Source organism: Pseudomonas sp. DWP2-2 (assembly GCF_049897065.1).
Classification (GTDB): domain Bacteria; phylum Pseudomonadota; class Gammaproteobacteria; order Pseudomonadales; family Pseudomonadaceae; genus Aquipseudomonas; species Aquipseudomonas paracarnis.
In genome coordinates this window covers 478483-495153 of record NZ_JAFCVN010000003.1, presented here as the reverse complement: position 1 = coordinate 495153, position 16671 = coordinate 478483, and the positions used below count along the sequence as shown (strand labels likewise).

13 protein-coding genes and 1 tRNA gene are annotated in these 16671 nt (G+C 60.4%); 1 reads left to right on the top strand and 13 read right to left on the bottom strand.

Annotated elements, in window-relative coordinates; all coding sequences use genetic code 11:
* Nucleotides 1–14: 14 nt before the first annotated feature.
* The 13 genes from ACP7CZ_RS09665 to rnr form a co-directional block, all read right to left on the bottom strand.
* Nucleotides 15–3305: a DUF2126 domain-containing protein gene (locus tag ACP7CZ_RS09665; RefSeq protein WP_294143719.1), complete on the bottom strand. Its 3291-nt coding sequence runs from the start codon at nucleotides 3303–3305 to the stop codon at nucleotides 15–17.
* A gap of 187 nt (nucleotides 3306–3492) precedes the next feature.
* Nucleotides 3493–3942, bottom strand: a complete 450-nt coding sequence (locus tag ACP7CZ_RS09660) for a hypothetical protein (protein WP_034125658.1) — start codon at nucleotides 3940–3942, stop codon at nucleotides 3493–3495.
* Nucleotides 3939–4859 carry a hypothetical protein gene (locus tag ACP7CZ_RS09655; RefSeq protein ID WP_034125657.1) on the bottom strand — a complete coding sequence of 307 codons (921 nt, stop codon included), beginning with the start codon at nucleotides 4857–4859 and terminating at the stop codon, nucleotides 3939–3941. The genes ACP7CZ_RS09660 and ACP7CZ_RS09655 overlap by 4 nt, the downstream gene beginning before the upstream one ends.
* Before the next feature lie 166 nt (nucleotides 4860–5025).
* Nucleotides 5026–5475, bottom strand: a complete 450-nt coding sequence (locus ACP7CZ_RS09650; protein ID WP_072445896.1) for a hypothetical protein — start codon at nucleotides 5473–5475, stop codon at nucleotides 5026–5028.
* Nucleotides 5472–6404 carry a hypothetical protein gene (locus tag ACP7CZ_RS09645; RefSeq protein ID WP_014716676.1) on the bottom strand — a complete coding sequence of 311 codons (933 nt, stop codon included), beginning with the start codon at nucleotides 6402–6404 and terminating at the stop codon, nucleotides 5472–5474. Before ACP7CZ_RS09645 ends, ACP7CZ_RS09650 begins: the two co-directional genes overlap by 4 nt.
* Before the next feature lie 202 nt (nucleotides 6405–6606).
* Nucleotides 6607–8910 (bottom strand): YgiQ family radical SAM protein, encoded by a 2304-nt coding sequence (locus ACP7CZ_RS09640; RefSeq protein ID WP_197900120.1) that lies wholly within the window; start codon nucleotides 8908–8910, stop codon nucleotides 6607–6609.
* A 124-nt stretch (nucleotides 8911–9034) separates the two neighbouring features.
* Entirely contained in the window at nucleotides 9035–10432 is a 1398-nt protein-coding gene (gene dnaB / locus ACP7CZ_RS09635) for a replicative DNA helicase (RefSeq protein WP_003188079.1), read from the bottom strand.
* Nucleotides 10433–10542: 110 nt separating this feature from the next.
* On the bottom strand, nucleotides 10543–10989 hold the full coding sequence (gene rplI, locus ACP7CZ_RS09630; protein ID WP_003171376.1) for a 50S ribosomal protein L9: 447 nt from the start codon (nucleotides 10987–10989) through the stop codon (nucleotides 10543–10545).
* An 18-nt stretch (nucleotides 10990–11007) separates the two neighbouring features.
* Complete coding sequence (locus ACP7CZ_RS09625; protein WP_014716675.1) at nucleotides 11008–11901, bottom strand: hypothetical protein; 894 nt, start codon at nucleotides 11899–11901, stop codon at nucleotides 11008–11010.
* Nucleotides 11902–11937: 36 nt separating this feature from the next.
* The gene (gene rpsR / locus ACP7CZ_RS09620; protein ID WP_002551829.1) at nucleotides 11938–12168 is read right to left on the bottom strand and encodes a 30S ribosomal protein S18; all 231 of its coding nucleotides are present in this window, start codon (nucleotides 12166–12168) and stop codon (nucleotides 11938–11940) included.
* Between the two features lie 28 nt (nucleotides 12169–12196).
* Nucleotides 12197–12619 (bottom strand): 30S ribosomal protein S6, encoded by a 423-nt coding sequence (gene rpsF, locus ACP7CZ_RS09615; protein WP_003236224.1) that lies wholly within the window; start codon nucleotides 12617–12619, stop codon nucleotides 12197–12199.
* A 324-nt stretch (nucleotides 12620–12943) separates the two neighbouring features.
* Nucleotides 12944–13705, bottom strand: coding sequence for a 23S rRNA (guanosine(2251)-2'-O)-methyltransferase RlmB (gene rlmB, locus ACP7CZ_RS09610; protein WP_294148185.1), 762 nt, complete (start codon nucleotides 13703–13705; stop codon nucleotides 12944–12946).
* Entirely contained in the window at nucleotides 13702–16329 is a 2628-nt protein-coding gene (gene rnr, locus ACP7CZ_RS09605) for a ribonuclease R (RefSeq protein WP_054896269.1), read from the bottom strand. The genes rlmB and rnr overlap by 4 nt, the downstream gene beginning before the upstream one ends.
* A 224-nt stretch (nucleotides 16330–16553) precedes the next feature.
* Here rnr and ACP7CZ_RS09600 point away from each other — a divergent pair.
* Nucleotides 16554–16640: transfer RNA gene (locus ACP7CZ_RS09600), tRNA-Leu, on the top strand.
* The last annotated feature ends 31 nt before the right edge of the window (nucleotides 16641–16671 follow it).

The window sequence follows — 16671 nt, the reverse complement described above, 5'->3', positions numbered from 1 at the left end:
CACTTGGATCATGTTCATTCCTTATTTTTTGTGAAACGCCGCAAATCCAGGGTCATTGGCAACTCATCGTTTACCGTTACAGTCGGCACTGGCAGCTTGCCCGGGCTATGCCCCAAGCGGAAAAAACGCGCCATCCGCCGGCTCTCCGCCTCATTGGCGTTCACCGGCAGGCTGTCGTAATTGCGCCCGCCCGGGTGCGCCACATGGTATTGGCAGCCACCCAACGAACGCTGCATCCAGGTGTCGAGCAGGTCAAATACCAGCGGCGCATGCACGGGGATGGTCGGTTGCAGGCAGTTGGCCGGTTGCCAGGCGCGGTAACGCACGCCCGCCACGAACTCGCCGACGCGGCCGGTTGGTTGCAGCGGCACCGGCACGCCATTGCAGGTCAGCAGGTAGCGTTGCGGTGGCAACCCGCTCAACTTCACTTGCAGGCGCTCCAGGGACGAATCCACATACCGCACCGTGCCACCCACTGCGCCCTCCTCGCCCAGCACATGCCAAGGCTCCAAGGCCTGGCGCAGTTCCAGTTCGATACCGCTGACGGCGTAGTCGCCCACCTTGGGGAAACGAAACTCCAGATGCGCCGCGAACCATTCGGCACGCAGCGGGTAGCCGGCCGCGTTCAGCTCGACGATCACGTCGGCAAAGTCCTGCTCGATAAAGTGCGGCAACAGGAAACGGTCATGCAGTTCAGTGCCCCAGCGCGCCAGCTTCGGCGGCGCATAGGGCTCGCGCCAGAACCGCGCGACCAGCGCCCGCAGCAACAACTGTTGGGTCAGGCTCATGCGCGCATGGGGGGGCATTTCAAAGGCGCGCAGTTCCAGCAGCCCCAGGCGGCCAGTGGCGCCGTCGGGTGAGTAAAGTTTGTCGATACAGAATTCGGCGCGATGGGTATTACCCGTCACGTCGATCAGCAGGTTGCGCAACAGGCGATCCACTAACCACGGCGGGCACTCCTCGCCCGGTGCAGGCATCTGCGCGAAGGCGATTTCCAGTTCATACAGCGCATCGTTGCGCGCCTCATCTACCCTGGGCGCCTGGGAGGTGGGGCCGATAAACAGTCCGGAGAACAAATAGGACAACGACGGGTGGTTGTGCCAGTAGCTGATCAGGCTGCGCAGCAGGTCCGGTCGGCGCAGGAAGGGCGAATCCTTGGGCGTCGCACCGCCCAGTACGAAGTGGTTACCGCCACCGGTGCCGGTATGGCGCCCATCGATCATGAACTTCTCGGTGGTCAGGCGGGTTTGCCGGGCCTCTTCGTAGAGGAATTCGGTGCGTTCTACCAACTCGTCCCAGGTGGCGGACGGCTGTACGTTGACCTCGATGACACCGGGATCTGGCGTGACCCGGAAATTGCTCAGGCGCGTATCCGCTGGCGGCTCGTAGCCCTCCAGCAGTACCGGGCAATGCAGCTCTTCGGCGGTGGCCTCAATGGCAGTCACCAGCTCCAGGTAATCCTCGATGCGCTCCAGCGGCGGCATAAACAGGTACAGGCGGCCTTCCCGTGCTTCGGCGCACAGCGCGGTACGGGTCAGCCAGTCGGCGGACTCGTCGACCTTGGGCACACGCTCGTCGTCCGGGGCCGGCTCGCCATGGCTGCGCAATTGCGCCGCAGTGGGAAGCTCGGGCTGGTCCTGGTTCGGGTCGGTGGGGTGTATGAACGGATACTCAGCCGCCGTCACCCAGGGCTGGGAAGCCAAGGGCAGCCGGTAACCCAGCGGCGAATCACCCGGCACCAACCGGCAATGGTTGTCGCGCAGGTACCAACGCCCACTCTGCCAGCGGTCATTGGCCGCAGTACGTGCCAGCGGCAGCACCTGGCCGATGACTTTATCCAGGCCCTGGCTGAACACTTTGCGCAGGCGCTCACGCTCCAGGTCGTCGCTCAGGCGCGGGTCCTGGGCGGTGACGTTCTGGGGCAGCGCCCCTTCGCGCCACAGGTAGTAGAAATTGTCCTCGAACGCCGGGAACACAAAGCGCGCCGGCAGTTTCAGGCGCTCGGCGACGCTGGCCAGGAAACGCCCGGCCATCACCCCATCGGCGCCGTAGTCTTCTTGCTCATCGGCGATCAGTGCGCTGTTGTGCCAGATCGGCACCCCGTCGCGGCGCCAGTAGCAATTGAGCGACCAGCGCGGCAGTTGCTCGCCGGGATACCACTTGCCTTGGCCGAAATGCACCAGGCCCTTGGGCGCATAGTGCTGGCGCAGGCGCTGGAACAGCTCGGCCGACAGGCGACGCTTGTCCGGGCCCAGGGCTGCGGTGTTCCATTCGGCGCCGTCTGGGTCGTCAATAGAGACGAAGGTCGGCTCGCCGCCCATGGTCAGGCGTACGTCGTCCTTGAGCAGGTCGCCGTCGATCTGCCGGCCCAGGGCCTGGATCGCCAACCATTGTGCTTCGGTGTAGGGCTTGGTCACCCGTGGCGCTTCCCAGATGCGCTCCACCGACATCTCATGGGTGAACTCGCATTCGCACGGCTCAACCAACCCACTGATGGGCGCGGCAGACGATGGATCGGGGCTGCAGGCCAAGGGGATATGCCCTTCACCGGCGAACAACCCGGACGTGGCATCCAGGCCAATCCAGCCAGCGCCGGGCAGATACACTTCGCACCAGGCGTGCAGGTCGGTGAAGTCCACCTCGGTACCGGACGGGCCGTCGAGGGCTTTGACGTCAGCGGTGAGCTGTATCAGGTAACCAGAGACAAATCGCGCCGCCAACCCGAGGTTGCGCAGCAATTGCACCAACAACCAGGCCGAGTCGCGGCAGGAGCCGGACGCGTTTTCCAGGGTAAATTCCGGGGTTTGCACACCCGGCTCCATGCGAATCAGGTAACCGATATCGGCGGCCAGGCGCTGGTTGAGGCCGACCAGGAAATCCACAGCAGGCAGCGGCGTGCGATCGATACCGGCCAGGTAAGCGGCAAACCTTGGCGTCAGCGGCAAGGTTTCCAGGTACGGCGCCAGCTCGCGCTGCTCATCGGCGGCGTAGCTGAACGGGATTTTTTCGGCGTAGGGCTCGAGGAAAAAATCGAACGGATTGAACACCGCCATCTCGGCGACCAGGTCGACCTCAATGCGCAACTCGTCAGTCTTTTCCGGGAACACCAGGCGCGCCAGATAATTGCCCTGGGGGTCTTGCTGCCAGTTGATGAAATGCTGCCCGGGCAACACCTTCAGCGCGTAGGACAGTATTCGCGTACGGCTATGGGCTGCCGGACGTAGCCGAACGATCTGTGGGCCGAGTTCGACAGCACGGTCGTAGCGGTAATGCGTAACGTGGTGCAACGCGACATGAATCGACACGGCGGCCTCCTGCGAGCCAGGGCATAAGCACAACGCGCGCAAGACTTATGCCACAGCAGCAGTCATTGCACTAAAACGTCAGGCCCGGTGCAGTACAGCACCAAAACGGCGCCAACGTTGTGGCTATGGTGCAGGCGCTGCACACATTTGTAGCGCCGGGCTGAGGGCAGGTGGTGAATCTACCCAATCAATGGTGTTTGTGTTGGGCAATCATGGCCTGGCGCAGGCAGCGGACTTCGACCAGTTTCTGGCGCATTTCACGGTGGCGTTTGCTGTTGAACAGCAATAGCCCAATTAATGGAAACACCAGGCTCAAGGCATATACCACCCCGTTCGGTTGATCATTGAGTGTTGGCAATACACCCAGAAAGCATACCCCCAGCAGCAACACTAGCGGCCAAATCCATTGGGGACGCCCGCGTGCGATCATGAAATTGCAGTGCACAATGACTAGCGTGAGTGCGATACCCGCCAGGAAGGAGTATTTGGCATTATCTGCCATGGACAGGCTTGGCATATAGCTATCGAAGAACACCGGAACCGCAAACACGAGGGTGAAAATGCAGACGAATATCGCCCCCATAAAGACGGGGAAATACGTCGACAGAAAACTGCGAATGCTAGGCAGCTCGTTCATTGTTCGGCCTCCTCATACAGACCTATGGCAATTGTGCGTACGTTCCCTGACACCGCACTACCGGTAAAACCGATGGCTGCGCCCAACGCGTCCTTGATCTGCGTGACCGTTGCATGCTTGACCTCGGTGGGCGTGAACCGCTTAGGCAACTCGCCCGACAACTGCTTTAACTTGATCATCTTGGACGTCAAGCGTGGGTCGTTGATGCTCAGCAGCTCTTTGGTCAACTTGGCGCGCTCCTGTCGATTCAGGCCCCTGAGCACCTCTCTCACACTTTTCCCGGTAGAGGCCTTATTCAGCCGCACCAGCTTGACCGTTGCCAATGCCGATGAACCCACCCCAACCAACGACGCCGCATCCAGGGCAATCATGGTGTATTGGTACCACTCCTCACTGTCGAGCTGATCATTGCGCGCGGGGTTGCGGATCTCATTGACGGTGCGATAGCCGCTGGCAAAGCACTGCACAGAACTGGCTGCCGCGGCCGTATAGCCGAGCGCCACGACCACCGAACTGGCCCCCGCCGAAAACGGAACTGCGACGGAACCACTGAGCACCACGATCCAACCGATAACCGCGCCGGCACACGATAGCGTGGTATTGACCGCTTCGCCCACCAAGCGGGACTCACGCGGATTGTCTTGCACCTGCTGAGCGAATTGCGTTGGTGCGATGTACTTCTGCGCCTCACGCAGGATCAAACGCTTGGGTGCGATGCTGCAGATGGGCTGAAATTCGCGCAGGGTGACAACGTTGAAATCGGCATCGATATACACAACACCTGCACCGACAATGGCGGGGTCTGCATCGATGGCGGCGAACAGCCGTGGCAGGTTGATCAGGCTCTCGATACGCTGGCGCGCCATAAATTGAGAGCGGTTGGAATCCATGCCGATGTTGAACAAGGAGCTGCCCATAAGTGTTCTTCCTTGAAATTGAAAGTGCCCAGACCGGCCTCATCGCAGGCAAGCCAGCGCCCACACTTGAAATGCATTCCCCTGTGGGAGCTGGCTTGCCTGCGATAGCAATCTGATGAGCGCCCCCCTAACAAACAGGCCACCTACCGCCAATAAACCTATCTAATCAACGGGTCTTGCGTTGCGCAATCGCCGCCCGACGCAGGTGACGTATTTCGAGTAATCGCTGACGCATTTCACGATGGCGCTTGCTGTTGAGCAGCAACAAACCCAGCAGCGGAAACAGCACCGCCGAACCGTACACCAGGGTATTGAGGCCGTATTGAATCATCGGCAAAACGAACAGCAGGCAACACACCAAGTAGCTCGCCACCAGCCGGGTCGCCCAGGGGAATCCGCGTGCAATCATCACATTGCCAAACACCAGCACCGCTACCAGCATCAGGATTGCAGCCCCGGAGTAGTTGGCCTTGAGCGCCGGTTCAACCCCGCGCAAATAGGTTACGCCCGCCGTGGACACAGCCACCGAACCAGAGAAAATCGCCATGAAGATGGTGCCCATGAACACCGGAAAATAACGCGCAAGGAAACTGCGCCTATCGGGAAACCCCTTCATTCCGTCAGTTCCTCATACAGGCCAATGGCAAGCGTCGACGCCGAGCCAACGTGACCGGTTCGATAGCTGCCCCAGATACCCAACATGCCGCCCAAGGCGTCCTTGAGCTGGGTGAGCGTGGCATGACGAATTTCCGTGGAGCTGTAGCGCTTGGGCAACGTGCCGGCGCGCTGCTGCAACTTGAGCAACTTGGGGGTCAGGCTTGGGTCTTTGAGACTGAGCAATTCCTGGGTCAACTTCTTGCGCTCCTGGCGATTCAAGCCCTTGAGCAATTCATACCAGCTCTTGCCCAACGCAGCGGCTTTTTTGGCCTTGAGCAGCCTTAATGTGGTGAAAGCTCCCGTTCCGATCCCGACCAACGACGCGGCATCGAGAATCGGTGACACCGCGCCATACCACTGGGCGTCGTCCATGCGGTCGTTGGCATCTGGGTCAAGGATCTCGTTATAGGTCCGGGCCACGCCAAACCCGCACTGAGCGCTGCTGGCCAGCGCAGCCGTGACACCGATACCCACCACAAAAGCACTGGCACCGGCGGTGAACGGTACGGCGACGCTGCCACTGAACACCACGATCCAGCCGATCACCGCCGCCCCACAGGAAAGCCCCATGTCAAAGGCCTCCTTCTGGAGGCGCCCTTCACGGGGGTCGGTCTTCACCTGCTCGACAAACTGCGCCGGCGAGATGTACTTCTGCGCCTCGCGCAAAATGACGCGCTTGGGTTTGATGCTGCAGATGGGCTTGAATTCGCGCAGGGTGATCACGTTGAAGTCGGCGTCGATGTACACCACGCCAGCGCCGACGATGCTGGGGTCGGCGTCAATGACGGCGAACAGCCGCGGCAGGTTGATCTGGCTCTCAATGCGCTGGCGCGCCATGAATTGGGAGCGGTTGGAGTCCATGCCGATGTTGAGCAAGGGGTTGCCCATAAGTGTTCTTCCTTGAAATCGAGAGTGCCCAGACCGGCCTCATCGCAGGCAAGCCAGCTCCCACGCTTGAAATACATTCTCTTGTGGGAGCTGGCTTGCCTGCGATAGCAATCTAATGGGCGCCACCTTACCAAACAGACTCACCACCGACCAGAAAGCAAAACGCCAGCACGAGGCTGGCGTTTTGCATTTCAGACGTCGATCACCGCGGTACAACCGGCTTGCGCGTAGGCTTGCCGCCCTTGCCCTTGGCCGCATCGCTGCGCTCTTTGGCCGCCTGCTTATTGCGCGCCTGGGCCGCAGCCTTGGCTTGCTCGCGCTTGTCCCACGGGTTGCTGCCGTCGCTGCCACGGGGTGGCAGGCCGGTGTGCTGGGTGAGGATCTTGGTGGTGGTTTCCTTGGCGACCTTATGGCTGCCGGCCGGCGTCGAGTTCTTGCGCCGGGCGCTCTGGTAGCTGTCGGTGGACGGCTGGTGCAGCGGGATCAACTGGTCCTTGCCCGACCCGATCAGGTCGGCACGGCCCATGCGGGTCAATGCTTCACGCAGCATCGGCCAGCCCTTCGGGTCGTGGTAACGCAGGAACGCCTTGTGCAGGCGGCGCTGCTCCTCGCTCTTGACGATGGTCACCGCGTCGCTCTTGTAGGTGACCTTGCGCAGCGGGTTTTTGCCCGAGTGGTACATCGCGGTGGCGGTGGCCATCGGCGACGGGTAGAACGCCTGCACCTGGTCGGCACGGAAGCCATTGCCCTTGAGCCACAGGGCCAGGTTCATCATGTCTTCATCGGTGGTGCCCGGGTGGGCGGCGATGAAGTACGGGATCAGGTACTGCTCCTTGCCCGCTTCCTTGGTGTACTTCTCGAACATGCGCTTGAACTTGTCATAGCTGCCAATGCCCGGCTTCATCATCTGGTTGAGCGGACCTTCCTCGGTGTGTTCCGGGGCGATCTTGAGGTAACCACCGACGTGGTGGGTGACCAGCTCTTTGACGTATTCCGGCGACTCGACGGCCAGGTCGTAGCGCAGGCCGGAAGCGATCAGGATCTTCTTCACACCCGGCAACGCACGGGCGCTGCGGTACAGCTGGATCAACGACGAGTGGTCGGTGTTCAGGTTAGGGCAGATGCCAGGGAACACGCACGACGGCTTGCGGCACGCGGATTCGATTTCCGGGCTCTTGCAGGCGATGCGGTACATGTTCGCCGTCGGGCCGCCGAGGTCGGAGATCACGCCGGTGAAGCCCGGCACTTTGTCGCGGATCTCTTCGATCTCGCGAATGATCGACTCTTCGGAACGGTTCTGGATGATGCGGCCTTCGTGCTCGGTGATCGAGCAGAAGGTGCAGCCGCCGAAGCAGCCACGCATGATATTCACCGAGAAACGGATCATGTCGTAGGCCGGGATCTTCTCCTTGCCATACGCCGGGTGCGGTACGCGGGCATAAGGCATGCCGAACACGTAGTCCATTTCTTCGGTAGTCATCGGAATGGGCGGCGGGTTGAACCATACGTCCACTTCACCGTGCTTCTGCACCAGGGCGCGGGCGTTGCCTGGGTTGGTTTCCAGGTGCAACACGCGGTTGGCGTGGGCATAGAGCACCGCGTCGCCGCGGACTTTTTCCACCGATGGCAGGCGGATCACGGTCTTGTCACGGGTCATGCGCGGGCTGGCCAGGATCTGCACAACCTTGGCTTCTTCCGGATCATCCACCGGCCCCTTTTCCTGCTCGATGGCGCAGGCCTGGGTGTCCTGGGTGTTCACGTACGGGTTGATGATCTTGTCGATCTTGCCCGGACGGTCGATGCGCGTGGAATCCACTTCGTACCAACCGGCTGGCGTATCACGGCGGATGAACGCGGTACCGCGCACATCGGTGATGTCTTCGATCTTGTGGCCCCACGACAAACGCTGGGCAACTTCGACGATGGCCCGCTCGGCGTTGCCGTACAGCAGGATATCGGCGGTGGCGTCGATCAGGATCGAGTTGCGCACGCGGTCCTGCCAGTAGTCGTAGTGGGCGATACGACGCAGGGAAGCTTCGATGCCGCCAAGCACGATCGGCACGTTCTTGTAGGCTTCCTTGCAACGCTGGCTGTACACCAGGCTTGCACGGTCGGGACGTTTGCCGGCCATGCCGCCAGGGGTATAGGCGTCGTCGGAGCGGATTTTCTTGTCGGCGGTGTAGCGGTTGATCATCGAGTCCATGTTGCCGGCCGCGACGCCGAAGAACAGGTTCGGCTCGCCGAGCCTCATGAAGTCGTCTTTGGACTGCCAGTTCGGTTGCGCGATGATCCCGACGCGAAAGCCCTGGGACTCCAGCAGCCGGCCGATGATCGCCATGCCGAACGATGGGTGGTCAACATAGGCATCACCGGTGACGATGATAATGTCGCACGAATCCCAGCCAAGCTGATCCATCTCCTCCCTGCTCATCGGCAGGAATGGCGCAGGACCGAAACATTCGGCCCAGTACTTGGGATAGTCAAATAACGGCTTGGCTGTTTGCATGACGGTGACCGGTGTGAAGATGAAAAATCGCGGGCGCGGAATATAGCACAAATTTTGACCAATTCCGACGGTAGTAGTCGGAATTGTGGCTTGCCTGCGATGAGGCCCTTACAGGCGCTTGAAACTACTCGTCGTCGTCGAAGTTGTAGCTACCCGGCGCCAGGTTCTCGAAACGCGTGTACTTGCCGATGAACGCCAACCGGATAAACCCGATCGGGCCGTTCCGCTGCTTGCCGATGATGATTTCGGCAATGCCCTTGTGTTCCGTCTCGGGGTGGTACACCTCGTCGCGGTACACGAACATGATCACGTCGGCGTCCTGCTCGATCGCTCCGGATTCCCGCAAGTCGGAGTTCACCGGACGCTTGTTGGGACGTTGTTCCAGGGAACGGTTGAGCTGGGACAACGCCACCACCGGGCAGTTGAATTCCTTGGCCAGGGCCTTCAAGGAACGAGAGATTTCAGAAATCTCGTTGGTACGGTTGTCGCCACTGGAACCGGGGATCTGCATCAACTGCAGGTAGTCGATCATGATCAGGGCGATGTCGCCATGCTCACGCACCAGGCGCCGGGTACGCGCGCGCATTTCGGACGGGCTGATACCCGCAGTGTCATCAATGAATAGCTTGCGGTCGTTGAGCAGGTTGACCGCTGAGGTCAGGCGCGGCCAGTCGTCGTCTTCAAGCTGGCCGGAACGCACCTTGGTCTGGTCGATACGGCCAAGCGACGAGAGCATACGCATGATCAACGATTCGCCTGGCATCTCGAGGGAGTACACCAGCACCGCCTTGTCGCTGCGTAACACGGCGTTTTCCACCAGGTTCATCGCGAAGGTGGTCTTACCCATGGACGGACGACCGGCGACGATGATCAAGTCGGACGGCTGCAGGCCGCTGGTCTTTTCGTCGAGGTCGGTGTAACCGGTGGAAATACCGGTAATCGCGGCATCGGTGTTGAACAGGGTGTCGATGCGGTCGATGGCTTTGGTCAGCAGGTCGTTGACGCTGACCGGGCCGCCGGTTTTCGGGCGGGCCTCGGCGATCTGGAAGATCTGGCGCTCGGCTTCGTCAAGGATCTCGGCAGCGGTGCGGCCTTCGGGGTTGAAGGCGCTGTCGGCGATTTCGGTGCTGATGCCGATCAACTGGCGCAACGTGGCGCGCTCGCGGACGATCTGGGCATAGGCCTTGATGTTGGCGACGGACGGCGTGTTTTTTGCCAGCTCACCGAGGTAGCCCAGACCACCCACTTGGGAGGTCTGGCCTTCCTTGTCCAACTGCTCGGCCAGGGTTACCACGTCGATCGGTGAGTTCTGGTCGGCCAGCTTGGCGATGGCGCGGAAGATCAGGCGGTGGTCATGACGATAGAAGTCACCGTCCGAGACTTGATCCAGCACGCGTTCCCAGGCGTTGTTGTCCAGCATCAAGCCACCGAGCACGGCCTGTTCGGCCTCGATGGAATGCGGCGGCACCTTCAGGGCAGCGGTTTGCAGATCGTATTGCTCAGGAGCGGAGATTTCGTTCATGGCCACTTGGAATTTGGGGTGTGTAGAAAAACAAAAGGCACGACCTGTAAACAGGATCGTGCCCGATGTTAACCGGCTGGCACGCGAGGTGCCAGTCAGTTAGGTGCGACTTAAGCTGCTACCACGACAACGCGTACGGTGGCTTCAACTTCGGCGTGCAGGTGCACGGCTACGTCGAATTCGCCTACGTTGCGGATGGTGCCGTTCGGCAGACGAACTTCGCTCTTCTGCACTTCAACGCCGGAGGCGGTCAGTGCATCAGCGATGTCGTGGGTGCCGATCGAACCGAACAGCTTGCCTTCGTCACCAGCGGTGGCAGTGATAGTCACTTCCAGCTCAGCCAGTTGGGCAGCGCGAGTTTCGGCCGACGCTTTTTTGTCTGCTGCGGCTTTTTCCAGCTCAGCACGACGCTCTTCAAACGCAGCCAGGTTGGCAGCGGTTGCAGCGGTGGCTTTGCCGTATGGCAGCAGGTAGTTACGACCGTAGCCGGCCTTAACGTTCACTTTGTCGCCCAGGTTGCCCAGGTTGGCGACTTTTTCCAGAAGGATCAGTTGCATGTGAAAATCCTCTAACTTTTAACCTTCACCGTTCGCGTTATCGGCGTCTTTCGACGCCAGACGACCGCGAAAATCAATCAGGCTGTCAACAATGGCCAAGACCACGAGTAACGGATAGATCAGCTGCATGAACAGCAACAGCGTGACGTACAACCCCACCAGCCAGAACCTGGCCAGGCGCTTTCGCGCAACCAGCCCATGAATCAGGGCCAGCCCGGCAAACACCAGCGGTACGCTGCAAATCGGCGCCAGCAAGGCCATCTGTGGGCCGAAGTTCGGCCCGACAACCATGCACGCCAGCAGCAACATCGCCGGCCCCGCTGGGATTCTGATACTGCGAAACTCGCGACCAAAACCACCCGGGTTGTACAACAACGCCTGCCAATAACGCCCAAGAATCAGGCTCAGCACGCTGACGACCTGCAACAAAGCCGCAATCAGGCCGGTCAGGACCGGGGCAATCAGTGACGCAAACCGCGCTCGCTCATCTACCGACAAATGCTGGTAGAGATCCCCGAGGGCCAACGGCAGGATCTTGACGATCTCCTGCGCCAGCGCCTCGATCTGCGGGCGGAAAGCCGCGCCAAGCATCACTGAGTACACCAACCCCAATGCCACGCTGACCAGCAGCGTGCGGACCCAGGACTCACTTGCGCGCAAAACCAACGCAAGGCTCGATGACCCCAGCAGTACCAGAAGTACCCGTGGATCACCCATTTGCAGCCACCAGATCAAGGCCGGCAACAAACCCAGGGCAAGAACGCCAAGGGCGTCCTTCAAACCGCGCCGCAGTAGCACAAGGCAACCTGCGGCAGCACCCAACCAATAAAGCAACGGCAATGCCGCACATCCAGCCACTACCAGAGTGGCCTGCACGCGACCGCGCATGATGAACTCAGCTAAGGCGCGCATGCATTCAATCCCTTACTACTTGTCGACTGCCCGGTCTCAGCGGCCGTGGCTGTCGGTGTAGGCCAGCAGGGCCAGGAAGCGGGCGCGCTTGATAGCGGTGGCCAGCTGACGCTGATAACGTGCTTTGGTACCGGTGATACGGCTTGGAACGATTTTGCCGGTCTCGGATACGTAGGCTTTCAGAGTGTTGAGATCTTTGTAATCGATCTCTTTCACGTCTTCAGCGGTGAAGCGGCAGAATTTACGACGACGGAAGAAACGTGCCATTTGATAGGCTCCTTAAAAGGTCCGTGGATTACTCGTCAGCGTTATCGCTGTTGTCGCTGTCATCACTATCAGCGCTATCAGCGCCTTCGTGCTCAGGACGGTCGCGACGCTCACGGCGCTCACTGCGGTTTTCTTCAGCCTTGAGCATCTCGGATTGGCCAGTAACGGCTTCTTCGCGACGGATGACCAGGTTACGGATCACAGCATCGTTGTAGCGGAAGTTGTCTTCCAGCTCGGCCAGGGCCTTGCCAGTGCACTCAACGTTCAGCATCACGTAGTGAGCCTTGTGAACATTGTTGATTGCGTAGGCCAGTTGACGACGGCCCCAATCTTCCAGACGGTGGATTTTGCCGCCGTCTTCTTCGATCAGCTTGGTGTAACGCTCAACCATGCCGCCGACTTGCTCGCTTTGATCCGGGTGGACCAAAAAGATGATTTCGTAATGACGCATGAATGCTCCTTACGGGTTGTAGCCTGCCGCTCAAAAACGGTCAGACAAGGAGTGAATGACACTTATGGATCTTGCCGCAGGGGAGGCACATCGGTGCCTGCCAGGAAGGCAAGGGGCGCAATTGTAGAGAAGGGGGAGAAGCGGCGCAAGGCAATTGGTGATTATTTGAACAACCCCAAGCACCACAAACACAAATGTAGGAGCGAGCTTGCTCGCGAAAAACTCACAGACACCGCGCTCATTCAGGAAGCCCGCGTTATCGTTGACGTTTTTCGCGAGCAAGCTCGCTCCTACATCAGGATTGGGGCAAGCCCCACATGGTGATTACTTCTTGGGCTTGGCCTTAGCCTTCGCACCACGCTGACGCTGGGCTTCAAACAGGCACACGCCCGTCGCCACCGACACATTGAGGCTGCTGACACTACCGGCCATCGGCAGGTGCACCAGATAATCGCAATGCTCACGGGTCAGGCGGCGCATGCCTTTGCCTTCGGCGCCCATGATCAGGATGGTAGGGCCGGTAAGGTCCTGGTCATAAATGCTGACCTCAGCCTCCCCCGCCGTGCCCACGACCCACAGGCCGCGCTGCTGGAGCTTCTCGAGGGTACGCGCCAGGTTGGTCACGGCCACCAGCGGAATCACTTCCGCCGCACCGCAGGCGACCTTGCGCACCACCGGCGTCAGGGTCGCGGACTTGTCCTTGGGCACGATCACTGCCAGCGCACCGGCAGCATCCGCCGAACGCAGGCAGGCGCCGAGGTTGTGCGGGTCGGTCACGCCGTCCAGCACCAAGAGCAACGGTGCACCTTCGGTACGGTCGAGCAGCTCGTCGAGCATCGCCTCGCCCCACACCTGGCTCGGACTGACGTCAGCCACCACACCTTGGTGAACGCCTTCGACCCACACGTCCATTTCACGACGCTCGGCCTGGCCGATGGCAACCTTATTCTGCGTAGCCAACTCGACCAGCACCTGTACGCGCGGCTCGCTGCGACCTTCGGCCAACCACACCTGCTTGACGCGCTTGGGATGGTGACGCAGCAGTGCTTCTACGGCGTGCACGCCGTAGATTTTTTCCAGACTCATGACTTGGCCTTAGGTTTGCGCGACCCGCCGCTTTTTGCGGGAGCCGAACCCGCTTTTGGCGGGCCTTTACGGTGTTTACTTGGCTTGCTCGACGGCTTTTCCGCCCCGTGGGACTTTCCCCCAGACGCCGCTTTACCACCGCTTTTGGCTTCGTTGAGCAACTGCTGCTTCAACTCGCGGCTCTTGCGCAGCTCGGCGTTTTTCGCCGCCGCGTCGCTTGGGCGGTAGGCTTCAGGGGCCTTGTCCTTGGCGGAAGAACGACGACCAGCCTTGGCAGGTGCAGGCTCGGCCGTGGTTTTTGGGGTGGCCGCTTTGCCTTTGGACGCAGGCGCCGTGGTTTCACCACGTTTTTTACGACCCGCAGGCTCTGCCGGCTTGTCAGGCATGCCGAAGTCGATCTTGCGCTCGTCGAGATCGACACGCATGACCTGCACTTCAACGGTATCGCCCAAGCGGAAGCTGCGACCGGTGCGCTCGCCCGCCAGGCGGTGATGCACAGGATCGAAGTGGTAGTAATCACCCGGCAAGGCGGTGACGTGCACCAGGCCCTCGACGTAGATGTCGGTCAGCTCGACGAACAGGCCAAAGCCGGTCACGGCGGTGATGACACCCGGGAACGACTCGCCCACGCGATCCTTCATGAACTCGCACTTGAGCCAGTTCACCACGTCGCGGGTGGCCTCGTCAGCGCGGCGCTCGCTCATGGAGCACTGCTCGCCCAGTTGTTCCAGGGCCGCTTCGTCGTACGGGTAGATCCGTGCTTTCGGAATGGTCATGGCACCGGCGCGCTTGACGTGCGGGGTGTTCTGCTTGGAATGGATCACGCTGCGGATCGCCCGGTGCGTGAGCAAGTCCGGGTAACGGCGAATTGGCGAAGTGAAGTGGGTGTACGCCTCGTAATTCAGGCCGAAGTGGCCCTGGTTATCGGCGCTGTACACCGCCTGGCTCAGCGAGCGCAGCATCACGGTCTGGATCACGTGGTAATCCGGACGGTCCTTGATGCTGGCCAGCAGGGCCTGGTAATCCTTCGGCGTCGGGCCGTCCTTGCCTTTGTGCAGGGACAGGCCGAGTTCGCCGAGGAAGGCGCGAAGTTTTTCCAGGCGCTCCGGCGGCGGGCCGTCGTGCACACGGTACAACGCAGGAATTTCGTGCTTCTTGAGGAACTCGGCAGTGGCCACGTTGGCCGCCAGCATGCACTCCTCGATCAGCTTGTGCGCGTCGTTACGGGTGGTCGGGGTGATCGCCGCAATCTTGCGCTCGGAGCCGAAGACAATGCGGGTTTCCTGGGTTTCGAAATCGATCGCGCCACGGGTATGACGGGCACCCAGCAACACCTTGTACAGCGAGTACAGCTGCTTGAGGTGCGGCACCACGCCAGCGTACTCGGTGCGCAGGGCCTTGGCTTCGCTGGTCTTCGGCGTTTCCAGGATGGTGCTGACCTTGTTGTAGGTCAGGCGTGCCTGGGAGTGGATCACCGCTTCGTAGAACTGGTAGTCGGTCATTTCGCCGGTTTTGGAGATGGTCATCTCGCACACCATGGCCAAACGGTCGACTTTCGGGTTCAGGGAGCACAGGCCGTTGGACAGCTGCTCGGGCAGCATCGGGATCACGCGCTCTGGGAAGTACACGGAGTTGCCGCGCACCTGGGCTTCGTTATCCAGGGCCGAACCGATCTTCACGTAGCTGGACACGTCGGCAATCGCGACGTACAACTTCCAGCCGCCGGAGAACAGGCGCAGCTTGCCAGGCTTGGCTTCGCAGTAGACCGCATCGTCGAAGTCGCGGGCATCTTCACCGTCAATCGTGACAAACGGCAGATGACGCAGGTCGATGCGTTTTTCTTTGTCTTTCTCTTCGACTTCCGGCTTGAGCTTGGCGGCTTCCTTGAGCACGGCCTCAGGCCAGACGTGAGGGATATCGTAGGTGCGCAAGGCAACGTCGATTTCCATGCCCGGCGCCATGTAGTTGCCGACCACTTCAACGATATCGCCCTGGGGCTGGAAGCGCGCCGTTGGCCAGTGGGTGATTTTCACCTCGACGAACTGGCCGACCTTGGCGGCGCCATTACGGCCCGGGGTGATCAGCACTTCCTGCTGGACCTTCGGGTTATCCGGCACAACGAAGCCGATGCCGCCTTCTTCGAAGTAACGGCCGACGATGGATTCGTGGGCGCGGGACACCACTTCGACGATCACGCCTTCACGCCGACCACGGCGGTCGAGGCCAGAAACCCGCGCCAGGGCACGGTCGCCATCGAACACCAGACGCATTTGCGCCGGGCTCATGAACAGGTCGTCGCTGCCATCGTCCGGGATCAGGAAGCCGAAGCCGTCACGGTGGCCGGCAATGCGACCCAGGATCAGGTCCAGCTTGTCGACCGGCGCGTAAGTGCCACGACGGGTGTAGATCAATTGAGCATCGCGCTCCATCGCACGCAGACGGCGGCGCAGGGCTTCGAGCTGGTCTTCGGTGGTCAGACCGAATTCTTCAACCAGTTGCTCACGGCTAGCAGGCGAACCACGATCGGCGAGGTGCGCCAGGATCAGTTCGCGGCTAGGAATAGGGTTTTCATATTTTTCCGCTTCACGAGCGGCCTCGGGATCGAGGGACTGCCAATCGGCCATTAGAGAGTTTTCACCTTGTCTATATGCGGGTTAGTTTGGCATACGCGTATTGAAACGGGAAATTTCAGGTATCAACAAGCGTTTAAAAGCCCTTTGCGGCCCCCGGAGCGCACCTTGCACGACCAGTGGCGAAATTTTCCAGGCTTTTTTCATGGCAGGGGTTTACAGCTCAAATATCGCTCCGTATAGTGCGCGCCATCGACGACAGCAACGTTGTTGATGCTGCCCAGGTGGTGAAATTGGTAGACACGCCAGCTTCAGGTGCTGGTGATCGCAAGGTCGTGGAAGTTCGAGTCTTCTCCTGGGCACCAAATTCAGATCAAACCCGCGAAAGCGGGTTTT